The sequence below is a fragment of the Acinetobacter terrae genome, from assembly GCF_013004375.1.
In the GTDB taxonomy this organism is placed as follows: domain Bacteria; phylum Pseudomonadota; class Gammaproteobacteria; order Pseudomonadales; family Moraxellaceae; genus Acinetobacter; species Acinetobacter terrae.
Map to the genome: position 1 here is coordinate 1 of NZ_JABERI010000033.1, position 20,538 is coordinate 20,538.

Consider the following 20,538-nt stretch of genomic DNA (forward strand, 5'->3'; position numbering starts at 1 on the left):
CATGAAAGAATCAAGGTTAAATTGAAAGGACTGACCCCTGTAGAATACAGAAATCAGTCCTTAGAAATTGCCTAACTTACTGTCTAACTTTTGGGGGTCAGATCATAATGTTGGGGTTTTTTATTATCTAAATATGATAATTACTTGGTGGTATCTAATTGGTTTTGATTGATAAATTGAATCAACGTATCCTGAATAAACTCTTCCAACTCAATACCTTGTTTTTTATTTAATTTTTCTAAATTTTCAATTATTTCATTGTCTAATTCAAACGAAATTTCTGATGAGGTCGACATTAATAAATCGTAGTTACTTTCTACCATTTTGCTAAAGACTTCCTCGGGATTATTCTTTAATGCCACGTTGAAGGACAGTCGGAGAGAGCTGTTAATAATTTCAACATGTGTATATCCAATATGTTCTGTACTTTTTCCTACGAATCCTAAATGCTTCATAATAATTCTTAAATATAGTGATAGCGAATAGCCCTCAATCGAGAGCTATATAAATTAAGCCAGGCTTTCTTTTACAAATTGTGGATCAACAATAAATAATCTAATAAGTGATGTTGCTGCTCCTGAAGGTCTTCTGGCACCTTGTTCCCAAGATTCAAGTGTACGTTTTGAAACACCCAGAAGCTTAGCAAACTGTTCTTGTGTCAGTTGGGCCTTTCTACGAGCTAATGCTACATCGGTCTCAGTGATCACAGTTCTTTTAGCAGCATTATTAGCAAGCATATCATCTATGCCTTGTAATATTTCAGCTTCAATATCTATGGTTGCTTCAAAAGCTTCGAGTTCTTTTTCAGTCATTAAACGAGTCATTTAATTTCTCCACCAATGCTTGAAGAGTTTTCTTACTAAGCTGTACCGTTTGCTTTTTACTGTACAAGGTTAATAACCAAATCTCTCCATTTGTTAAACGATTAAAGTAGATGACTCTGACACCACCACTTTTACCTCTACCATCGCTAGTCCATCGAATTTTACGAATGCCACCTGAATTAGGCTCTACATCTCCTGCTTCAGGATTTAATGCCAAGAATGTTTGAATTCTTCGTATTCTTCATGAGTCCAATAAACAAGACAGTATTTAGTAAATAATGGGGTTTCACATATTGTATACATTGCTTGTATTCATACTACCTTGTAGTAATTCATTCTATCCTACTATGTAGGATTTTTAAATATTGATTTTTAATTTTTGGTGTGTGAGATAGATAAGGAAAGTTCTTATATAATTCTAAAGGAAAGACTATCAGACACGTATAAATAAGATTCTACGTGATGCGATGTTGAATGAATGAACCGTACCGGATTTGTCGGAGACTTTTTGTTTAAGTTAGGCTACCTGACCTAACGGATTAATTTTATCATAGTACATTGCTTCAAAATCAAAAGGTGATACATAACCCAGTGCACTATGTACACGCTCTTTATTGAACCAATCTACCCAGTTTAGTGTCGCAAGTTGTACATCCGCTAAACCTTGCCAATCTGCTTTTAAATATTCAATCACCTCTGTTTTGTATAAGCCATTCACCATTTCAGCCAAAGCATTATCGTATGAGTCACCCGTTGTCCCGACTGAAGCTCGTAAATTTGCTGCTTCTAAACGATTGGTATAGCGAATGGAAAGATATTGCACGCCTCTTGCGGAGCAGTGCTCCTCATATGGTGAATCACGTTCTTTGGCATGCCTCGATCATGTAAAGCTTGCTCGAGTGCATCAAGAACCATATCTGTATTCATGCGTGTCGATACTTTCCATCCAACAATGGCACGTGAGAAGACATCAATGATAAATGCCGCATAAACCCAGCCTGAATTTGTTTGAATATACGTGAAGTCAGCGACCCATAGCTGATCTGGATGATCAGCACTAAAATTGCGTTTCACTAAATCATCTGCCCGTTTTTGGTCATCTCGGCTACGAGTAGTTTGTTTATTCTTACCACGCCAAACGCCCTGTATACCTAGCTTTTGCATCAATCGAGCAACTGTACAGCGAGTAATAACATAGCCTTCATGTTTCAGTTTTTGCCAAACTTTACGCACACCATATCGACCTGAACTTTCCTTCCAAATTCGTTTAATTTGTTCAGTATGATGCAAGTCATGTAAATCTCGTTTCGTTCGATGTTCTGGATTGTCCGCGAGATCTAAAGTCCGGTAATAGGTCGAAGCTGCGATCGGTAAAATTCTACAAATCGCATCAACGCCATATAGGTCTTTATTATTATGAATGAAATCCACCATTATTTGTGTGGGCGGTAGAGCTCCGCCTGGGCGAAAAAAGCGGCTGCTTTGTGTAGAATTTCATTGGCTCGTTGCAGTTCTTTATTTTCGCGTTCAAGTTGTTTAATGCGTTCTTGGTCTGAAAGCTGCTGTACTTTAATTGGGTTTTGTTTATCTAAATATTTTTGATACCAAACACGTAGAGTTTCAGGAGTACAGCCAATCTTAGGTGCAATTGCTGTGATTGCAGCCCAAGTAGAAGGATAATCTTTTTCAGATTCAATCAATAATTGAACCGCTCTATCTCTGATTTCAGGGGTATATTTTGCTTTTGTCATCGGGACATTCTCTCAGGAAAAGTGGTCTCCGACAAATCCGGTACGGTTCACATCGACTCAGATCCCTATTTGCAACAGTGCCCGGATAAAACACCTGACTCCCTATTCTTATTTTCATCCTTGTTCAACCCGCCCTAATCAACTTCAAGTACTAAGATACTGCTTGGACCTAGGCTTCCATCAAAGACTCAGCTATTAAAAACCTATCATTTACTGTTTAACCAATTAGGGGCTAGCCGCTTTTTCTGCAGTGGGTTGTGAACTCACAGGCTGTTGGCTAGCAGAAGCCGCACTTACTGCTTTATTCATTGAACGATCATAATTTTTTGTACCACTGGAGATACACGCCAAATCATATTCCCCACATCATCAGCGACCAAAATAGCTCCTGAACTATCAATTTCTACACCGACAGGTCGTCCCAACGCCTCACCTTGATCGCTTAAAAAGCCAGTCAATACATCTTGTGGTTGACCAGAAGGTTGGCCATTTTGAAACGGCACAAAAATGACTTTATAACCACTATGCGGTTTACGGTTCCATGAGCCATGCTGACCAATCAGCGCACCACCGCGATATTGTGGCATTAATTGAGCAGTATAAAATGCCAAACCTAAGGATGCGGTATGATTGCCAAGTGCATAATCAGGCTTAATCGCACGTGCTACCAGCTCAGGTTTTTGCGGTTTCACCCGGGTGTCCACATGTTGACCATAATAACTATAGGGCCAGCCATAAAAAGCACCGTCTTTGACTGAGGTCAGGTAGTCGGGCACTAGGTCATTACCAATTTCATCACGCTCATTCACCACCGTCCAAAGCGCGCCACTCTGAGGTTGCCAGGCCATACCATTCGGGTTACGTAATCCTGTTGCAAATGGTCGTACTTTACCAGTGGCAATATCAAACTCCATAATCAGCGCACGACCGACTTCTTTATCGAACCCATTTTCAGCCACGTTACTGTTTGAACCCACAGTAATATAGAGCTTGCTGCCTGCAGGATTGGCAATGACATTTTTGGTCCAATGATGGTTTAGCGTGCCACCCGGTAAGTCCAACACTTTGGTGTCACTTGCTGTAATTTGAGTTATACCTTTTTGGTAAGGAAAGCGCATGAGGGAGTCTGTATTGGCTACATACAGCATATTACCCATCAGTGCCATGCCAAACGGAGAGTTTAGATTTTGTAGAAATACGGTTTTTTGATCAGCCACGCCATCACCATTGCTATCACGGAGCAAGCTAATGCGGTTGGCACTCGGATGCGACGAACCTGCCCTCTTCATCATCAGTTTCATGATTTTGCCTTTAATGCCTTTGCCGTCATCAGGTTTAGCCGGAGCATCGGTTTCGGCCACCAGCACGTCCCCATTAGGCAGCACATGCAGCCAGCGCGGATGCTGAAGTTCTTTTGCAAATGCTTGTACTTTTAAACCCACAGCAGGTATTGGCATCGTCCCTGCAGGCCAGCCTTTGGCAGGGGCAATATTCACCGTAGGCAGCAAACTTGATTTGGGCTCAGGAAGATGAGGTTGAGGACCATAGCTGTCTGTGATGGGAGATTTGGAGGGTGACGCGCATCCTGTTAATACCAATACCATGGCAGAGCCCACTATGGGGAGTAAAATAGGCATTAAAAATCGAGCAGACATCTTTTCTCTCCTTATTTTTATTGCAATAGCCCTACCCTTACTGTTACCTATAAATCTATAACTTGCTTTAGTCTTTTAGTAAAAAATAATAATCAGGGAAAATGGATGTTGCCTGCAGGATGTCAGAGATTTTTATTTGTAAATTAATTTTAATGAATAAATTGAGTATTTATGGCACTGTTGCAAATAGAGATTTGAGTCGATGATGTTCCCTTTAAAAAGTGCTTAGAGACTGAAAACTCTATTCACCAGATACACTTCACCCAGAGGCTGACCTAATAAAATGAAGAAGCTTGTCCTTTACGTAGGGCACGCATGACTTCAATACCTTTGATTGTGGCATAAGCCATTTTCATAGATTTGAATCCTAACGTGGCCCTGATAATCCGCTTTAGCTTGCCATGATCACATTCGATCACATTCGATCACGTTATTTTTATACTTAACCTGCCTGTGTTCAAGGTCTGGTGGACATTTTCCTTCCCGTTTTAACCTTGACAAAGAGCCTCCATATGTTGGGGCTTTATCCGTGTTGATCACACGTGGAATTTGCCACTTCTTCACATTATTTAAAATTTTTTCAAGAAAACAATATGCTGATTTGGTATTACGTGTAGAAGAAAGATAAAAATCAATCGTATAGCCACGTTGATCGACTGCACGATACAGATAAGACCATCGTCCATTTACTTTTCCATAAGTTTCATCAAGATGATATGAGCTCAGATCTGTAGGATTACGCCAATACCAGCGTAAGCCTTTTTCTATTTCAGGAGCATAACGTTGAACCCAACGATAAATAGTCGTGTGATCAACATTCACACCACGTTCGGCAAGCATTTCCTGCAGTTCACGATAGCTAATGCCATATTTACAATACCAGCGCACAGCCCAAAGAATGATTTCGCCCTGAAAATGCCGACCATGGAAAGGATTCATATGCTGCACTTTTAGCTAAAAGAGCATTCAGCTTACCATGAGTGGTTATTTGCAACAGTGCCTTTCAAAAAGTAAGAATATTATCCCAATAAGGAGGGCTTCCAATTTCCATTAAATAGAAGGTTGGCCATGAGATGCCAGTATGTCGCTTAAACTGAGGATCAGAAAGCTGGTTTGAATCGATGTATTTCATCCACAGATTATGCACGAATGCTAAGAAATCAGGAATGCAAATATCCATCAAAAAGAAGATCATTTTTTGATTTATGAAAGAGGTCTAATAGACGTATTGGAAATATTGGTTGTTTACCAATTTGGGCAAATGTTTAATTGATACTGCAGAAGCCGAAAAATTGAATAGTAAGCTCATCGGAAGGTGGGCTTTTTTAATATTTATCAAATATCGATGACCGCTAATACCATGTTCACGGCAAAGAGTAGCAGCAGGGGTGTCAGATTCGCCTGCTTCAAAATGGGTACGATCTGACGGTCAGTAAATTTAGAGGTTTTCATGCAGATTCTCCTACCTATACTTTAAGATAAAATTCTACTTTCAGATCCTATTATTTTTAGGGGGAATTATCATTAATGGAATTTTCGCTGTTTTAGACTTCGAAAAAGATTTCTTAAAGTGAATAAAAAGGCACCTTTTAAAAGGTGCCAAATGAAGATTAGAATTTCTTAAATTTCAACCTGACTGCCTAACTCTACGACACGGTTAGAAGGAATTTTATAAAAATCGCTTACAGGACTGGTATTTTTTTGCATGGCGACAAACAGCTTTTCACGCCATATAGACATCTTGTTCGACATACTTGGAACTAGTTTTTCTCTAGAAATAAAGAAACTTATATCCATTAAATTATATTCCAGTCCTAAGGTATCGAAAGCTTTCTCTAACGCCTGAGGTACATCAGGTTCTTCTTTAAAACCATAATTCAGACCTATTCTATAAAAGCCCTTATCCAGTATTTCTGTCTCCATCCTATTTTCTTCATCAACATAAGGAATTTCCGAAACTCTGATCGTTACCAGTAAGTTACGTTCATGAAGAACCTTGTTATGTTTTAGGTTATGTAAAAGAGCATGCGGTACGACTTGTGGTGTGCCCGTTAAAAATACTGCATTCCCGCTAACATTTTGGCTGGTACTGCCTATATGCTCAAGAAAAGTATTAAGCGGGAGCGTATCTTTTTGCAATTTTGCTTGAAGAATTTCTCTACCTTTTTTCCAAGTCATCATTAAGGTGAACACGATCATGGCAATCAATACCGGTACCCAACCACCAATAAAGACCTTGAGAAGATTAGAACTCAGTAAGATCAAGTCGATAAAGACAAAGGGAATAATAAAAAGTAATACTTTCCATGTCTTCCATTTCCAATAACTGTAAGCGAGAAAAGCAACCAATAACGTGTCACAGAACATGGTCACTGTCACTGCCAAGCCATATGCTCCTGCTAGACTACTACTAGTTTCAAATATTAATACTAGAATAGTAATAGAAATAAATAACAGCCAATTAAGTAATGGAATATAGATTTGCCCAATTTCTGAGTCAGAGGTATGTAAAATTGTTAAGCGAGGTAAAAATCCCAGTTGGATTGCTTGCTTCGCCATGGAAAATACACCACTGATCAAAGCTTGAGAAGCGATTACTGCGGCTGCGGTTGCAAGAATAATCATCGGATATAGAAGAGCTGAAGGGAGAAGCAAGTAAAAGGGATTCATGATTGTTGTTGGATCCCGTAACAGCAACGCTCCTTGTCCTGCATAATTCAGCATTAAACAGGGGAGAACAATTAAAAACCAACCCAACCGAATCGGTAGAATTCCGAAATGACCCATATCTGCATATAAGGCTTCTCCACCTGTAACCGTTAGAACGACAGCTCCCATCACGAAAAATGAAATAACAGGATTATTAACTACAAACAAAAAAGCCCAATGCGGGCTAAGTAATGCGAGAACAAACGGACTTTGAATAATACTACTGATACCTATGGCACCAATAGAAAGAAACCATATTAGTGTTATGGGACCAAAGAACTTTCCCATTACCGCAGAACCATGTCTTTGAACAGCAAAGAGTGCGATTAAAATTCCAATACTGATTGGAATGACGAAGCGATCAAAAGCTGGCGCGGCAATTGAAAGGCCCTCTACTGCAGAAAGTACCGAAATTGCCGGAGTAATAATGCCATCTCCAAAAAATAAAGATGCGCCCACAAAACCTAAGATAATGATGATCAGTTTTTTTCGGGGAGAGAGACCTTCTTGGCGAAGATTTAGGGCCAATAGAGCCATAATTCCCCCTTCACCATTGTTATCTGCTCTCATGATGACCAATACATATTTAATAGAAACAATTAATGTAATGGTCCAGAAGATTAAGGACAGAATCCCAAGAATATTAATTTCGTTAATCGGTAATCCACGGGTTGCGTGAAAACTTTCTTTTAATGCATATAAAGGACTTGTCCCTATATCACCGAATACCACGCCTAATGCAGCTAGCGTCAATGCTGGTACTGCCGGCTTACTGATTTTATTCTGCATATTGTGCAAATCAAAAAACTGATAAGCCTAAAATTTTATCATTAGAGTTATCATGAAATTGCTTATACTTAAAAAAACGATGTCTTTTAAGAATCTAATAGCTTTTCTATGTAAGCCCGCACCATATGAGTGCTGATTTAAGTGATTTTATTGACATCCTCTCCCCCTTAAAAGAGGGAGATTCCTCCTGCGAGACACTTATGCCCAAGCGCAAGTATGTTCTTAGCACTGTTCAAGTCCCGATTCAGGACACTTGAGCAGTTTTCACATTCCCATAGACCTTTCATAAATCATTTTTTACTCAGTTCCATGTTGTAAATTTCAGCAATTAAATTGAATCTCAAACCGAGCATTTTCGCTCTATTTCGGTAACGTTCCGCAAGTGTTTTGAAAGTTTTCAGCATGCCAAATACATGCTCTATGCCGATTTTTCTTTTATTGATTTCCCGGTTATAGACTTTTAATTCAGCATCCAGTTTACAGTTTCTTTTGGCTTTTAACTGCAACAAACTATTAGGATGAAAAGTATAAATATCCTGATAGCCTTTATCTGCAAGGATTAATGCTCCTGAAGGAATCAGCTTTATGTTCCTTTTAACTGCACCGCGACTGGTACATAAACTCAGAATTTGCCGAGTCCTGTAGTGAATCATGACCTGTACTTTAAAGGTATGGGGCTTTTTCTTGCCGCTATAGCTTTTGTTCTGTTTTTAGGTCTCTGGATTGGAATTTCTGTTGCATCCACGATCACAACATTCCAGTCTATGCCTTCACCTTCGGGTAAATCTTTGGGTAAATTAAACAGATTGGACCGAATCAGGCGGTCTTCCACATGACGTACAATTCTTGAGGCTGTGGGCCTTGAAACCCCGTAACTTGCAGCAACGTGAATATTCCCGCCAATAGCTCAGACAGAGCAGAACCTGATCTTCCAGGCTTAACTTGGGCGGTCTGCCTTTGGCAGGGACATGCTTTTCAATTGCTCAACCATTAAATAGAAGGTTGACCATGAGATGTCTGTGTATCGCTTGAACTGAGGATCAGAAAGCTTCTTGGAATCGGTGTATTTCATCTACAGATTATGCATGAATACGGTAAATTTTTCGGTATAGATAATAGTCAAAAAGAAGATCACTTTTTGATTTATGAAAGAGGTCTAGTGTATCCATTACATTTCCCTAGTGCTTTTATTGTTCTTTTTTTATATTTCATGATGCTAATTTTCATCAACAATACTTTAATGAAATAAGTAAAAAATTATGAAAATATTCGAACATTAAAAAACCAGTTGTATTAGCTAGCCGATCCCTACTTGCCATCATCACCCCCTTCCAATTGAGGCAGCTAAGATTGCCAGACCTAAACGTCTCATTCGCATATTTACCACCAATAAGAAAAGAAAAACCCCGACAAGTTAATGAAGGGGTTATATGTCGTAATACGTTCGACAGGGAAGAAAATACAAATATCTTTCAATAAAAAAAAACTGTTTAACTCTCCCAAATTAAACAGTTTTGATTTGCGCCGAAACTTTAGAATTTTTTCAGTTATTCTTTGTTTTCACTCAATATATAATCAAATCATTTCAACATTATGAAAACAAAAAAATATTATTACAATTAATCGTATTTTTTTGATTGGTTGTTAATTAACTTGCCTCAAACAATCCCGGCACATTTTGATTTCTCCATCCTCAACCGTGTAATCGAATTCAGTGACACCATGTAAGCCAAATAAGCACATTAAGAATTGGAGCATGTATGTCTCTTTTATTTCCGGCAAAAAAAATACCTCCCGAGGGTGGGAGGCAAAACTAAAAAATCAGAAACTACAGCGATAGATTCTATGGCGCGTATTCTATATACAATTAATTTTCAATCACTGGCAAAACATTACTTTTAAATTCAATTTAAAAAGCTCGCTTAAGCGGGGGTGGTATTAAGCGGGCCACTATTTGAGTACCCTTTAGTTCTTTTTAGCATGTTATTTTTTTTGAAATGAATAAAATATAGCACCTAAAATTTATGACAAAGTCCAAACATCAACCAGACAGAAGATCAATTTTTGATTTATGAAAGAGGTCTCTTTAATAATTTTAGCCTTTAAATACCCATACACTATTTAAAAAATTTTGCTGGGTTTGCCATGGCGTGATATGAAGGTCATGGTCATAATGTACTAATCTAAAATCGTCACCCAACCTCTGCTTAAGCTGCGCTATGCTATAGCGTTGAACTGGTAAACCGCTACATTGAGTAGGACCATCTTCAGCAAAAGTAGACATAATCAAAAGCCCACCTGCTTTTAATGCCCCTTTCATATTTTCAATATATTGCTCTTGCTGCGGTTCACTAACCATAAAGTGAAATACAGCTCGATCATGCCAAAGATCAAAATATTGCTGCGGTAAATGAGCAGTACAAACATCATCCTCCAGCCAAGTGACATTTCCTAAATCAAGTCCTTTCTCAGAAACTCTCAATTTTGTCTTTTGTAATGCTGTCTTTGACAAATCAAGAACATAAAGATTTCTGTAACCTGCCTCAAGGAGCTGGTCTATAAGAATAGAAGCACCACTACCAACATCAATAATATTTTGGCTTAGCTGTAGATTTTGAGATTTGATTAACTCTAATGTTTTTTGATCTTGTTCCTGATACCAACTGACCTGATCAATATCTTTCGTTTGGTAAACATTTTCCCAATGACTCTGATTCATATCATTTAGTTCCACTTTCAATTACGCACGAATAGTGAACGCACTGGAATAATCCCAGACTTCCGCCGAAAAAGGATAATTCTACTGTCTTGCCCGCTCAGCCAGATACAGGATATTCCACCCTTCTCCTTCAGCAATTGCCAGTGTTTTACTTTCTATCCGGATTTTGTCCGCAATCTCCTGGATAAACAGATTAGCTGCTGTGCCATATAGATCCTGCATCTGTGCATATAATTCATTCCAGTGCTGACTCATTTTCCTCAATCCATTGATACGCTATCAAATCAGCTGGAAAACTCTTTAAAAGCATCCAGTGCATTTGCCGCATACATCAATGAAGGTCCACCACCCATATATACCGCAACGCCTAAAACCTCTTCCAGTTCCTGCAGGGTCATGCCCATTTTTACTAATGTCCTGACATGAAAGCCGATACAACCATCACAACGCGCCGCCACACCAATCGCCAAGGCAATCAGCTCCTTGGTTTTGGGATCAATCACGCCATCGCGCATAGCGGTCTGGGACAACTGATTGAAACTTTTCATTAAATCAGGTGAATCCTGAGTTAAGGTTCTTAAACTGCCTGAAATGTTTTGGGTTAATTCTTTGTATTTCATAATGTTCCCTCAAATTAAGAAATCAACAATAAGATTTTCTGTATTTCAACAGCTTATTTTTCTACCGGATAGCCTTGTTCCAGCCAAGCCTGATAGCCGCCCTGAACAGACTTCACCTGGGTAAATCCCATATTTTGTAATGTATCTGTTGCCAATGCTGAACGGCCACCCGTGCCACAGATTAAATAGATCGGCTGATCTTTAAGATGTTCCAGTGCCTGCATGGTATCGCAATGATGGCTAACCAAAGGATGCTGGTGAATTCTCATTTCTAAAACACCACGAGGATAATTAACCACCCTGTCTATCGCTGCCACCTGAAATTCATCCGGTTCCCGAACATCAATCAGGATTGTTTTATGGTTTTTCAGCGCCTCAAACAGTTCATCTACGCTCACTTCCTGAATCCGGCTTTTTGCATTCTGGATCAATTGCTCTGCAGTTTTCATCATTTTCATTCTTCCTCGCTCATCAAGATCATATTTATATTTTACAAACTATCATTAAGTAGATTAAAAGCTCTTTGTTGCAAGCTCCCACCGCGGCTGTTTCAGCACTGTTGCAGCAATCACGCTATTGCAAACAGTCTATTTGCTAAAGTCATTTCAGACTCTACACCTGTTGGATATTCATTCAAATGACAGAAAAACAGGCTATTCATCTGTCATCCAGAATCTGACCTTCTATCTTTATCTGTAAAAATATTTCACGGGACTAGCCCATGAGTGCTGAATAAATTAAATACACAGCCACCCCAATCACAGTGGTGGCAAAAATTTTCTGTACCCTATTACTTTCAATCCGGTGCATCAGACTGCGTCCAATCAACATCCCCACAATACAGGCCAGAACAAAAGTCAGCGTGACCGAAACTGGATATTGAAAACCATCCAGCACGTGTGCAGTAATACTGACACCGCCAATCAGGAAAATAATCATCAGGGAAGTCGCGACGATACTGCGTATATCGAGGTCTGTCACTTTGCGCAGTGCTGGGACAATCACAAAACCACCGCCCACTCCAAGCAAACCGGTCAATAAACCGGCCACCACCCCAATACCAGCGAGGGACGAGGCCGTTTTCACATTCCAGATCAGGCGACCAGTCGTTTGATTGACCTTGCACAGTGCATTTTCATGATCATGGACTTTATTAAAGAAGATCCGGTAGGCGACGAACAGCATCACCAGACTGAAAGCCAGCGTCAGCCAGACTGGAGAAACAATACCAGCCAGATGCACGCCATAGCGTGCTGAAGGAATACTGATCAGGGCAATCCAGAGTGCAGCGCGATAACGTACAATACGCTTGAATAAACCCTCGAACGTTCCAACCAAGGCGGACAGAGTCACTGCCAGCAAGCCCACAGGCGCAGCCTGTGCCACGGTCCAACCCTGACTCGCCATCAGTGCCGGTACAGCCAGGATGCCGCCACCAGCACCGGTTAAACCCAGCAAGCCACCAATCGCCAACCCTTCCAGTATTAACACCCACATAGCCACTGTTCCTCTCTTTGCTCAAGTAATTAAACAAAAGACCAAACTTTTTGTTTAATCTTGAAACATGCCTATTTGAAGTAATTGAGTGGAAGTTTTAAATAAGAAACCCCATTCTCTTCTGGTGTTGGAAACTGCCCACCTTTCATGTTGATCTGAATGGAAGGCAGGATCAGCTTCGGCATACTCAGTCCGGCATCACGCTGCTGACGCATTGCTACAAAATCTGCTTTACTGACCCCGCTATGCACATGAATATTATGCTGTTTCTGCATCTGAACAGTGGTTTCACACTGATATTCATGACGTGACTCGGGCAGATAATCATGGCACAGGAAGATCCGTGTATCCTCTGGTAGTTCAAACAGCTTCTGTACTGAGTCATACAGGACAGGTGCACTGCCCTTTGGAAAATCACAACGTGCTGTACCATAGTCCGGCATAAACAGCGTGTCGCCGACAAAAACGGCATCTTCAACCACATAGCTCAGGCAAGCAGGCGTATGCCCCGGTGTTGCTATGTTATAAACATCCAGCTCACCGATTTTGAAATGTTCGCCATCTTCAAATAAATGATCGAATGGCTGATTAGCATTCACCTGCTTGAGATCCAGATGATAGATTGCAGCAAAGGTCTGCTGCACCACAGCAATTTTCTGGCTAATTGCAATTTTTCCGCCCAGTTCCTGTTTCAGATATTGGGCTGCAGTCAGATGATCTGCATGAACATGGGTTTCCAAAATCCATTCCACTTCTAAAGCCTGTGCTTTGACATAGGCAATGATACGATCGGCCTGTGTGGTTGAAGTGGTTGCAGATGCCGCATCATAATCCAGTACACTGTCAATGATGGCACAGCGCTTTGTAATTGGATCGGATACCACGTAACTGAAGGTATTGGTCGCCTCGTCAAAAAAATCCTGTACCAGTGGGTGTTTTGCCATGATTATTCTCCAGCCCATTTACGGTGCAGCAATACGCCAATCAACATCGCGATAATAAAATAGAAGACCTGGTAATGCCCTAGGCCGATCAAGGTGAAACTTGGTGCTGGACATACCCCAGCAATCCCCCAGCCGATACCAAACAACAGGCTGCCAATGATTAAACGTGGGTCAAGTTTTTGACTGGTGGGCAATAAAATAGGTTCATTAAATACAGTTTTCGGTGCTGCAGAACGCATGGCTTTTTGAAAGGGAATAAATGCCACGGCAATTGCACCCATCATGACAAAGGCCAGACTGGCATCCCAATCACCAAACAGATCCAGGAAATCCAGCACTTTTTCCGGATTCGACATACCGGATAGCATCAGCCCTACAGAAAACAAACCACCGAAAATGAAAGCGAGCAAATTTTTCATTTAGAAAGCTCCTGTAATATGGCGAATCATATAAACAGTGACGAAACCGGCAAACATGAAACTCATGGTGGCCACGATGGAACGTTTAGATAAACGGCTCATCCCGCAAATGCCATGACCACTGGTACAGCCTGAACCTAAGCGTGTACCAAAGCCGACCAAGAGACCTGCAACCATCATCATCAGCGGACTCGCATTCAATTCAATTTTTGGCTGAACAAACAGTCCATAGATAAATGGCACCGTGATTAAGCCCGCCATGAACCAGATCGCAGGTGTTTTAAACATCGTTTTAGGATTCAGCACCTGTCCGATTAAGCCACTGATGCCTGCGATACGACCATGCACATACAGGTAACCGACCACAGCTACGCCAAGCAATAATCCACCTAAAAATGCGATGAGAAAATCATGCATAGTAAATCTACTCATTTACAATATATAATTTTATATTATATAATAAATAAAAATATTCAAGCAGAAGTACTGATTATTTTGTATCTCATTATTGGTTATTAGGACGCATTCATGAACACTGCTCAGTTAAAAGCGCGAATAGACTTTGCACAAGTCGATCTTGTCAGTGATTGTCTGAAAGTTTTGTCAAACCCGGATCGTCTTAAAATTCTGTGTGTCCTGGTTGAAGGTGAGCTCAATGTACAGCAAATTGAACTACGCACTGATATCCAGCAACCTACCTTGTCACAACAATTGACTGTACTGAGAAAAGCAGACATGGTCAGCACTCGTCGTGAAGGTAAACAAATTTTCTATCAGGTCTCTGATCCTAAAGTACTTGCTCTTATGCAAACGTTGTATCAACTGTATTGTGGAGTTTAAACAATCAATGTATCCAAAAAGAAATGATCAGCAGAAGCCCCGTCAGCAAGGTAAATAGATTGAGCCAAACGGGATGCTGGGTGTGATAATCAGGCAAAAACTCTGTCTGGGTTAATGATTTCAGTCCGGTACGGTATTGCCGAATCGATGCCAGATTAATCAGCATACCAAAGACAATCACCACAATACCCAACCAGTGACTATATACAATCTTATGTTGGTACTTCACAGGATCTACCAACTGAATGAGTAGATTTGATTTTTCAATTACAAAACCAAAGGCAATCAGGGCTAAACCACTCCGGTTCCATGCCAATGCTGTGCGCTCCAGAGCAAACAAGACCCGTGGATCTTCGAGATTTGACATATCTTTCCCTTATAATTTAATAGTCACTGTTGATTATTTTTAACTCTTGGACAAATAGTCTTCAATGTCCACAACTATAGCTCTAGCAGTTCTTGATGCCCTATTTCATCATGTGGAGCGTGAAACCTTGCCGTTCAGGGCAAGGAGGTAAGCGACTGGTGCAAGCCATGCGTCACAAATTGACGCAATCCTATAATATTTAGAAATAAACAATCCCTGTATGAGTTAATATTGATGCATGAAAACCCTTAAAATCCGCATAAAAGACAAACACTCAAAAATGCTAAACGAACTCGCATCTCAGGTGAATTTTGTTTGGAATTATGTAAATGATTTAAGTTTTAAACACCTCCAGAGAAAGCAACAATTTTTCTCTGCATTTGATATGTCGCAATATACTGCTGGTGCTTCAAAAGCTGGCATCAACTTAAACAGTAATACAATACAAGCTATAACAGAAGAATTTGTTACTCGTAGAAAGCAGTTCAAAAAAGCTAAATTAAAATGGCGTGTTAGTAATAGAAAATCAGCAAGACGTTCTTTGGGATGGATTCCATTCAAAAAAACTTGCATCAAGTATAATAATGGACAGATTCAATATCGAAAGCAGTGGTTTGGTCTTTGGGATAGCTACGGTTTAAGCAAGTATCAAATTAAAACAGGCTCATTGGTAGAGGACAGTCGTGGGCGTTGGTATGTCTGCCTGGTCGTGGACAGCCTTAAAATCAAGCAATCAACAGCAACTAAAGCCATAGGTATTGATCTTGGCTTAAAGGACGTTGCAACCTGTTCTGATGGTACAGTCATTTCAAATCCTAAGTTCTATCGGAAATATAAGAAGAAACTAGGGATTGCTCAACGAGCAAAGAATAAAAAACGTGTACGTGCATTACACGCCAAGATTGCAAATTGTCGTAAAGATCATTTGCACAAAGCCAGCAACCAACTGGTTAGGGAAAATGCATTAATTGTCGTTGGCGATCTGAGTGCGAAAAAACTGGTTAAAACCAAGATGGCTAAGTCTGTTTTAGATACAAGTTTTTCAGCACTAAAAACAATGCTCAAGTATAAATGCGAGAACGCAGGGATATTGTTTGAAGAAGTCAGCGAGAGATAAATCTGTTCGAGCTGTGGTGAGATCACTGCAAGCAGTCCGAAAGGTAGAGCAGATTTGCGAATAAGAGTATGTGAATGTGAATGCGGAAGCCTAAATCATCGCGATTTAAATTCCGCTAAGAACATACTCGCGCTTGGGCATAAGCGTCTAGCAGTAGGAATCACCTCCATTTAGGGAGGTGAGGATGTCAAATCTCACTTTTTCTTGTTATAGAAGATGATCAGTAGAACTGCAATAATAGCTAAGATTACAATAATTATAGTTCTTTCCATAGCTTGACCTAAAAAACATAAATTTAACATCTCCATAATAATTTATATGAATTCTTAATGTTTTACTAATTGGTTATAAAATTCTCAAACTCGGTAAAAGGTAGACTTTTTAGCATTGAAGAGTCATGAATTGTTGAAATAGATCATAAATTAATCTTTTTTGAATTAATATGTTATAAAGATTTCTTAAAATTTTTCTCGAGAATAAAAATGCTCATTGAACTAAAAAAAGATTTTTTCCTTAATACTGCTTATATTGTTTCAGTAGAAATCGTTACCAATGAAACGGACAATTTTTCACTAATTGTTAAAAGCTTACCAAATAATCAGGGAAATAAAGGAATTATAAATATTGATTTTAATGACCATAAGACTGCCCAAAAAATGGTTGATAAAATCAAAAAGCACTTAACTAAATCTTAGTTATAAGCATATTTGTAAATCGGTAATTATCCTATTGGCTCAGCCGTGACTCTAATTCACTTCCTAACGTTCATATAACCTCATTTAAAGCAAAAATATAGGCAATAAAAAACCCCGGCATCCTGCCAGGGTTTTTCATATTGGGTTCGCTTGATATAACTCCTGTCGTACCTGCCAATCCTTATGCGATCTTTATTATTCTTGTTATTTGGAACATCCTGTTCTCTATGGCTTCATCATAGGAAATTTCTCATATCTCAACCAGCAGCAAAGGGCCGAGATTCGTGTGAGCCAAAGCGTACAACGCTGCCTAAAATTTGTCCTATCGTTATCCGCAGAAATTGTGGATCTTTTCAGATCCAGAAGCCTTGTAACCTAGGCAAAAGATGTCAAAAGTGGTTTTAAAATCCGATTTGAGGGTTTTCGCCCATTTTTTATAGCATAAGTTTTTGAAATTTAATCCTATTTTTTTGATGTTAGAACCCATTTAAAGTATCTATATTCTCACCAATAAAGCTATCAATCTGGCTCATTTTCTAGGTTGGCAGGATTTTCAGTAAATCCCTTAAATAGACGTATGGATCGATTCCATTCAGTTTAATAATGGAGAGTATGGGAAGATGTTTAGCTCACAAGAAAAGTGATCTTCACCGTATGCTTACCATCAATTAAACAATTCAATTTGAGTTAAAATACCCCTATTTCACACAATCTAAAAAGTTCAACCTAAATTCATCTGTTTTAAAAAAAATTAATTAAAACAAACTCTATTTCGGCCATTATTTTTAGCATTGTATAAACGTTTATCTGCTATTTCTAGAGCACTCATTAACTTGGAATCTGCATCTATTCTGGCTGCCCCAAAACTTGCAGTAATTCGAATGTGATTAATAAAAAGGTGATCTTCAATTTTTTTGCGTAAGCGTTCAAGCAAAGCGAATGAAGATTCTTCATCTGCACTTTGCAGTAATATAATGAATTCTTCTCCGCCAAATCTGCCGGCAATATCACCTTGCCGAATGTTAGATTTTAATAGATCCGCAATTTCACATAAGATTTTATCCCCGACCACATGCCCCCATGTATCATTTATATCCTTAAAATTATCAATATCACACATCACCAGATAAACTTGACCGTGCTGCAATTCATTAAACAAGTCTTTGGTTTTTTCTAAAAAACCATTACGGTTATACAGCTTGGTTAAAGAATCTCTCAATCTTTCTTCGTTAATGATATCAAACCTTTCTTTTACCGCTACAGTTGAAACTATAATTGCAAACCACAAGCTGAGGAGAAGATTTACAGAAACCATCATCATCCACCATTCGGTTGTTACTAAGTTTACAGATTGCACATTTTGAAGGTATACGATGACAATTAAAGTTCTAATAACACCATAAGTAAATAAGAGAACATAACTCAAACATAAAAGCTTTTCTAAGGCGTAGGTTTTTTTAAATAAATCATATGCTTTTGGAAGTGCTAAAACTTCTAAGCATAAAATCACAATATTAATGATTACTATTCGTAGCCATAACTTCTCATCAAAATGCGTAAAATATAAAAGCAAAGCCATACCCACTACAATCAAAGTGGTGGCTACAAATATATTTGATTTTGAATTGGCTTTTAAGAACATTCCATGCACAACTGCCCAAGCTCCACCTAAATAAAAAAGTGCAAACCATGGCGCAGTCAGCCTCAGCTGTGCATTTGTCATTAGTGTCTGTGCACCTAATGCTACTGATGGCAAAATACAACCCAGCCCCATCCACAATAAATATTTGGGCGCTTTAAACCATAGATGAGCAGCAATAAAAACAGCACCAATGAGAATTAAGCAAATTGGGTAAACTAACAAAAAATACTGGGTATCTGGCAGATTCACGTACTGAATGACACCTAGAGCTGTGTGATTTTCATTCTAAATTGTTTAGCTAAAATTAATCAATAATTATTTATTTTTAATAATAAAAATCTTTCATAAATCATTTTTTACTCAGTTCCATATTGTAAATTCCAGCAATTAAATTGAATCTCAAACACAGTCTTTTCCCTCTGTTTCGATAACGTTCGGCAAGGATGTTGAAGGTTTTCAGGCTGCCAAATACATGCTCAATCCCTATTCTTATTTTATTGCTTTCTTGATTATAAATTTTTAGTTCAGGATCCAATTTACAGCGTTTTTAGCTTTTAATGACAACAGACTATTGGAATATAAAGCGTAAATTCCATGATAGCCGTATAAAAAACCAGTTGCCGGAGCAACTGTTTTTAACTTAAATTTCAATAACTCAATTTACTTGTTTTTTTCAATTAACTCAGCTACTGCTTGAGCTTCTAATACTTTACCGCTTGAGACAATTTTGTCATCAATGATTAGACCAGGCGTACTCATCAAACCTGTTTCAGCAATCTTGATCATGTCGGTGACATACTCAATTTCAGCTTGTACACCACTGCTTTTCACCGCTTCTTCTGTCGCAGCCAATAAAGCCTTACATTTACGACAACCTGTACCCATAACTTTAATATGCATTTCTAATCTCCTGAGACTACTTTATATAAAGAACTGACCAAATAAATTTAGACTATATCCAATGATTAAAATACCAACAAAAACAATCACCACAAAAAGGCTGAGCAATTGTGTTTTCACGACTTGCTTTAACAAAATTAAGGATGGCAGAGAAAGTGCTGTCACCGCCATCATAAAGGCCAAAACTGTACCTAAACCCACACCTTTAGCCACCAACGCTTCTGCAATAGGTAAAGTCCCAAATATATCCGCATACATTGGTATACCGACAACAGTCGCAACAAGCACTGAATACCAGTTGTCTTGTCCTAATAAGGCCGTAATCCACTGCTCTGGAATCCAGTTATGAATCGCTGCGCCCATACCGACACCGATCAAGACATAGATCCAGACTTTACGGAAGATTTCTACCACCTGCTCCCAGGCGAATTCGCGACGCTCTTTAGCAGACATTTTAAAATCTTCATCACCTTGCACCGCTGAATTTTTTGTCACAAATTCAGCGACATACCTTTCCATTTTGAAAAAGCTGATGAGTGAACCCCCAATGACCGCCAGAATCAGACCGAGTATCACGTAGATCATGGCAATTTTCCAGTTGAAGATACTGGCTAATAAAATGATCGAAGCTAAATCGACCAAGGGAGAGGAGATCAGAAAGGAGAATGTTACGCCTACAGGTAAACCGGCCCGAGTAAAACCAATAAAGATAGGAATAGATGAACAGGAACAAAATGGGGTAAGGGTTCCCAATAAGGCACCCATGATATTGGCTTTAATACCTTTCATGCGTCCCAGAATTTGTCTGGTTCGTTCTGGTGGGAAATAGCTCTGGATATATGACAGTGAATAGATCAGGACACTTAAAAGTATAAAAATTTTGATGACATCATAGATAAAAAAATGCACGCTGCCACCGACTTGTGTGGCAATCGATAAACCTAAAATATTTTCAACGAACCAGGCAACTCCATCTGACAGCCACGTCATTTTCAACAGGACATTATTCAACCATGCAAAGACCGCAATAATACTGTCCATTTAAATCCT

The 20,538-nt window shown here is 39.2% G+C and carries 21 protein-coding genes, 4 pseudogenes and 1 other annotated feature; of the genes and pseudogenes, 4 read left to right on the forward strand and 21 right to left on the reverse strand.

Translation table 11 applies throughout. The annotated features are described in order from the left end of the window. On the forward strand, nucleotides 1-75 hold a 75-nt coding region (locus HLH14_RS16215; RefSeq protein ID WP_171533083.1), incomplete at its 5' end, for an IS3 family transposase. A gap of 65 nt (nucleotides 76-140) precedes the next feature. Here the strand turns inward: HLH14_RS16215 and HLH14_RS12780 are convergent. From HLH14_RS12780 to HLH14_RS12860, 16 genes and pseudogenes are all read right to left on the reverse strand, one after another. Continuing rightward, nucleotides 141-455: a hypothetical protein gene (locus tag HLH14_RS12780; RefSeq protein ID WP_067724399.1), complete on the reverse strand. Its 315-nt coding sequence runs from the start codon at nucleotides 453-455 to the stop codon at nucleotides 141-143. 54 nt (nucleotides 456-509) lie between these two features. Continuing rightward, a complete protein-coding gene (locus HLH14_RS12785) occupies nucleotides 510-824 on the reverse strand; it encodes a helix-turn-helix domain-containing protein (protein ID WP_171533198.1) in 315 nt (104 codons plus the stop codon). Further along, a pseudogene (locus HLH14_RS12790) lies at nucleotides 805-1,127 on the reverse strand (transcriptional regulator). The gene HLH14_RS12785 and the pseudogene HLH14_RS12790 overlap by 20 nt, the downstream one beginning before the upstream one ends. A 214-nt stretch (nucleotides 1,128-1,341) precedes the next feature. Beyond that, a pseudogene (locus HLH14_RS12795) lies at nucleotides 1,342-2,575 on the reverse strand (IS3 family transposase). Next, nucleotides 2,184-2,300: a sequence feature (AL1L pseudoknot), on the reverse strand. (Overlaps the previous pseudogene by 117 nt.) A 305-nt stretch (nucleotides 2,576-2,880) precedes the next feature. Further along, the gene (locus tag HLH14_RS12800) at nucleotides 2,881-4,212 is read right to left on the reverse strand and encodes a PQQ-dependent sugar dehydrogenase (RefSeq protein ID WP_171533211.1); all 1,332 of its coding nucleotides are present in this window, start codon (nucleotides 4,210-4,212) and stop codon (nucleotides 2,881-2,883) included. A gap of 243 nt (nucleotides 4,213-4,455) precedes the next feature. Further along, nucleotides 4,456-5,169, reverse strand: a pseudogene (locus HLH14_RS12805) (IS6 family transposase). A 681-nt stretch (nucleotides 5,170-5,850) separates the two neighbouring features. Next, a complete protein-coding gene (locus HLH14_RS12810; protein ID WP_171533199.1) occupies nucleotides 5,851-7,728 on the reverse strand; it encodes a potassium transporter Kup in 1,878 nt (625 codons plus the stop codon). 290 nt (nucleotides 7,729-8,018) lie between these two features. Continuing rightward, nucleotides 8,019-8,381, reverse strand: coding sequence for a transposase family protein (locus HLH14_RS12820; protein ID WP_235940512.1), 363 nt, complete (start codon nucleotides 8,379-8,381; stop codon nucleotides 8,019-8,021). 1,442 nt (nucleotides 8,382-9,823) lie between these two features. Further along, complete coding sequence (locus HLH14_RS12825; RefSeq protein ID WP_171533200.1) at nucleotides 9,824-10,447, reverse strand: class I SAM-dependent methyltransferase; 624 nt, start codon at nucleotides 10,445-10,447, stop codon at nucleotides 9,824-9,826. Nucleotides 10,448-10,528: 81 nt separating this feature from the next. After that, the gene (locus HLH14_RS12830) at nucleotides 10,529-10,702 is read right to left on the reverse strand and encodes a hypothetical protein (RefSeq protein ID WP_171533201.1); all 174 of its coding nucleotides are present in this window, start codon (nucleotides 10,700-10,702) and stop codon (nucleotides 10,529-10,531) included. A 29-nt stretch (nucleotides 10,703-10,731) separates the two neighbouring features. After that, nucleotides 10,732-11,067, reverse strand: coding sequence for a carboxymuconolactone decarboxylase family protein (locus HLH14_RS12835; RefSeq protein WP_171533202.1), 336 nt, complete (start codon nucleotides 11,065-11,067; stop codon nucleotides 10,732-10,734). 53 nt (nucleotides 11,068-11,120) lie between these two features. Further along, complete coding sequence (locus HLH14_RS12840; protein ID WP_171533212.1) at nucleotides 11,121-11,516, reverse strand: rhodanese-like domain-containing protein; 396 nt, start codon at nucleotides 11,514-11,516, stop codon at nucleotides 11,121-11,123. Nucleotides 11,517-11,781: 265 nt separating this feature from the next. Next, nucleotides 11,782-12,564 (reverse strand): sulfite exporter TauE/SafE family protein, encoded by a 783-nt coding sequence (locus HLH14_RS12845; RefSeq protein ID WP_171533203.1) that lies wholly within the window; start codon nucleotides 12,562-12,564, stop codon nucleotides 11,782-11,784. Between the two features lie 71 nt (nucleotides 12,565-12,635). Then, nucleotides 12,636-13,508: an MBL fold metallo-hydrolase gene (locus tag HLH14_RS12850; RefSeq protein ID WP_171533204.1), complete on the reverse strand. Its 873-nt coding sequence runs from the start codon at nucleotides 13,506-13,508 to the stop codon at nucleotides 12,636-12,638. A gap of 2 nt (nucleotides 13,509-13,510) precedes the next feature. Continuing rightward, the gene (locus tag HLH14_RS12855) at nucleotides 13,511-13,927 is read right to left on the reverse strand and encodes a YeeE/YedE family protein (protein ID WP_171533205.1); all 417 of its coding nucleotides are present in this window, start codon (nucleotides 13,925-13,927) and stop codon (nucleotides 13,511-13,513) included. Continuing rightward, nucleotides 13,928-14,344, reverse strand: a complete 417-nt coding sequence (locus HLH14_RS12860; RefSeq protein ID WP_171533206.1) for a YeeE/YedE family protein — start codon at nucleotides 14,342-14,344, stop codon at nucleotides 13,928-13,930. Nucleotides 14,345-14,455: 111 nt separating this feature from the next. Here HLH14_RS12860 and HLH14_RS12865 point away from each other — a divergent pair, with 111 nt between their 5' ends. Further along, on the forward strand, nucleotides 14,456-14,767 hold the full coding sequence (locus tag HLH14_RS12865; protein WP_131292471.1) for an ArsR/SmtB family transcription factor: 312 nt from the start codon (nucleotides 14,456-14,458) through the stop codon (nucleotides 14,765-14,767). A 4-nt stretch (nucleotides 14,768-14,771) separates the two neighbouring features. On the opposite strand, the gene HLH14_RS12870 is transcribed toward HLH14_RS12865, so the two are convergent. Further along, the gene (locus HLH14_RS12870; RefSeq protein WP_131292474.1) at nucleotides 14,772-15,134 is read right to left on the reverse strand and encodes a YidH family protein; all 363 of its coding nucleotides are present in this window, start codon (nucleotides 15,132-15,134) and stop codon (nucleotides 14,772-14,774) included. 238 nt (nucleotides 15,135-15,372) lie between these two features. Between HLH14_RS12870 and HLH14_RS12875 the strand changes: the two are divergent. Together HLH14_RS12875 and HLH14_RS12880 are read left to right on the forward strand one after the other, a co-directional pair. Beyond that, nucleotides 15,373-16,425 (forward strand): annotated as a pseudogene (locus HLH14_RS12875) (RNA-guided endonuclease InsQ/TnpB family protein). A gap of 308 nt (nucleotides 16,426-16,733) precedes the next feature. Continuing rightward, nucleotides 16,734-16,946 (forward strand): hypothetical protein, encoded by a 213-nt coding sequence (locus HLH14_RS12880; RefSeq protein WP_171533207.1) that lies wholly within the window; start codon nucleotides 16,734-16,736, stop codon nucleotides 16,944-16,946. Between the two features lie 751 nt (nucleotides 16,947-17,697). Here HLH14_RS12880 and HLH14_RS12885 read toward each other — a convergent pair. The 4 genes from HLH14_RS12885 to HLH14_RS12895 form a co-directional block, all read right to left on the reverse strand. Continuing rightward, on the reverse strand, nucleotides 17,698-18,837 hold the full coding sequence (locus HLH14_RS12885; RefSeq protein ID WP_323127622.1) for a GGDEF domain-containing protein: 1,140 nt from the start codon (nucleotides 18,835-18,837) through the stop codon (nucleotides 17,698-17,700). Nucleotides 18,838-18,937: 100 nt separating this feature from the next. Further along, a complete protein-coding gene (locus HLH14_RS16020; protein ID WP_378320647.1) occupies nucleotides 18,938-19,123 on the reverse strand; it encodes a transposase in 186 nt (61 codons plus the stop codon). A gap of 125 nt (nucleotides 19,124-19,248) precedes the next feature. Beyond that, nucleotides 19,249-19,488, reverse strand: a complete 240-nt coding sequence (locus HLH14_RS12890) for a thioredoxin family protein (protein ID WP_171533208.1) — start codon at nucleotides 19,486-19,488, stop codon at nucleotides 19,249-19,251. A gap of 21 nt (nucleotides 19,489-19,509) precedes the next feature. After that, nucleotides 19,510-20,529, reverse strand: a complete 1,020-nt coding sequence (locus HLH14_RS12895) for a permease (RefSeq protein WP_171533209.1) — start codon at nucleotides 20,527-20,529, stop codon at nucleotides 19,510-19,512. Between the last annotated feature and the right edge of the window lie 9 nt (nucleotides 20,530-20,538).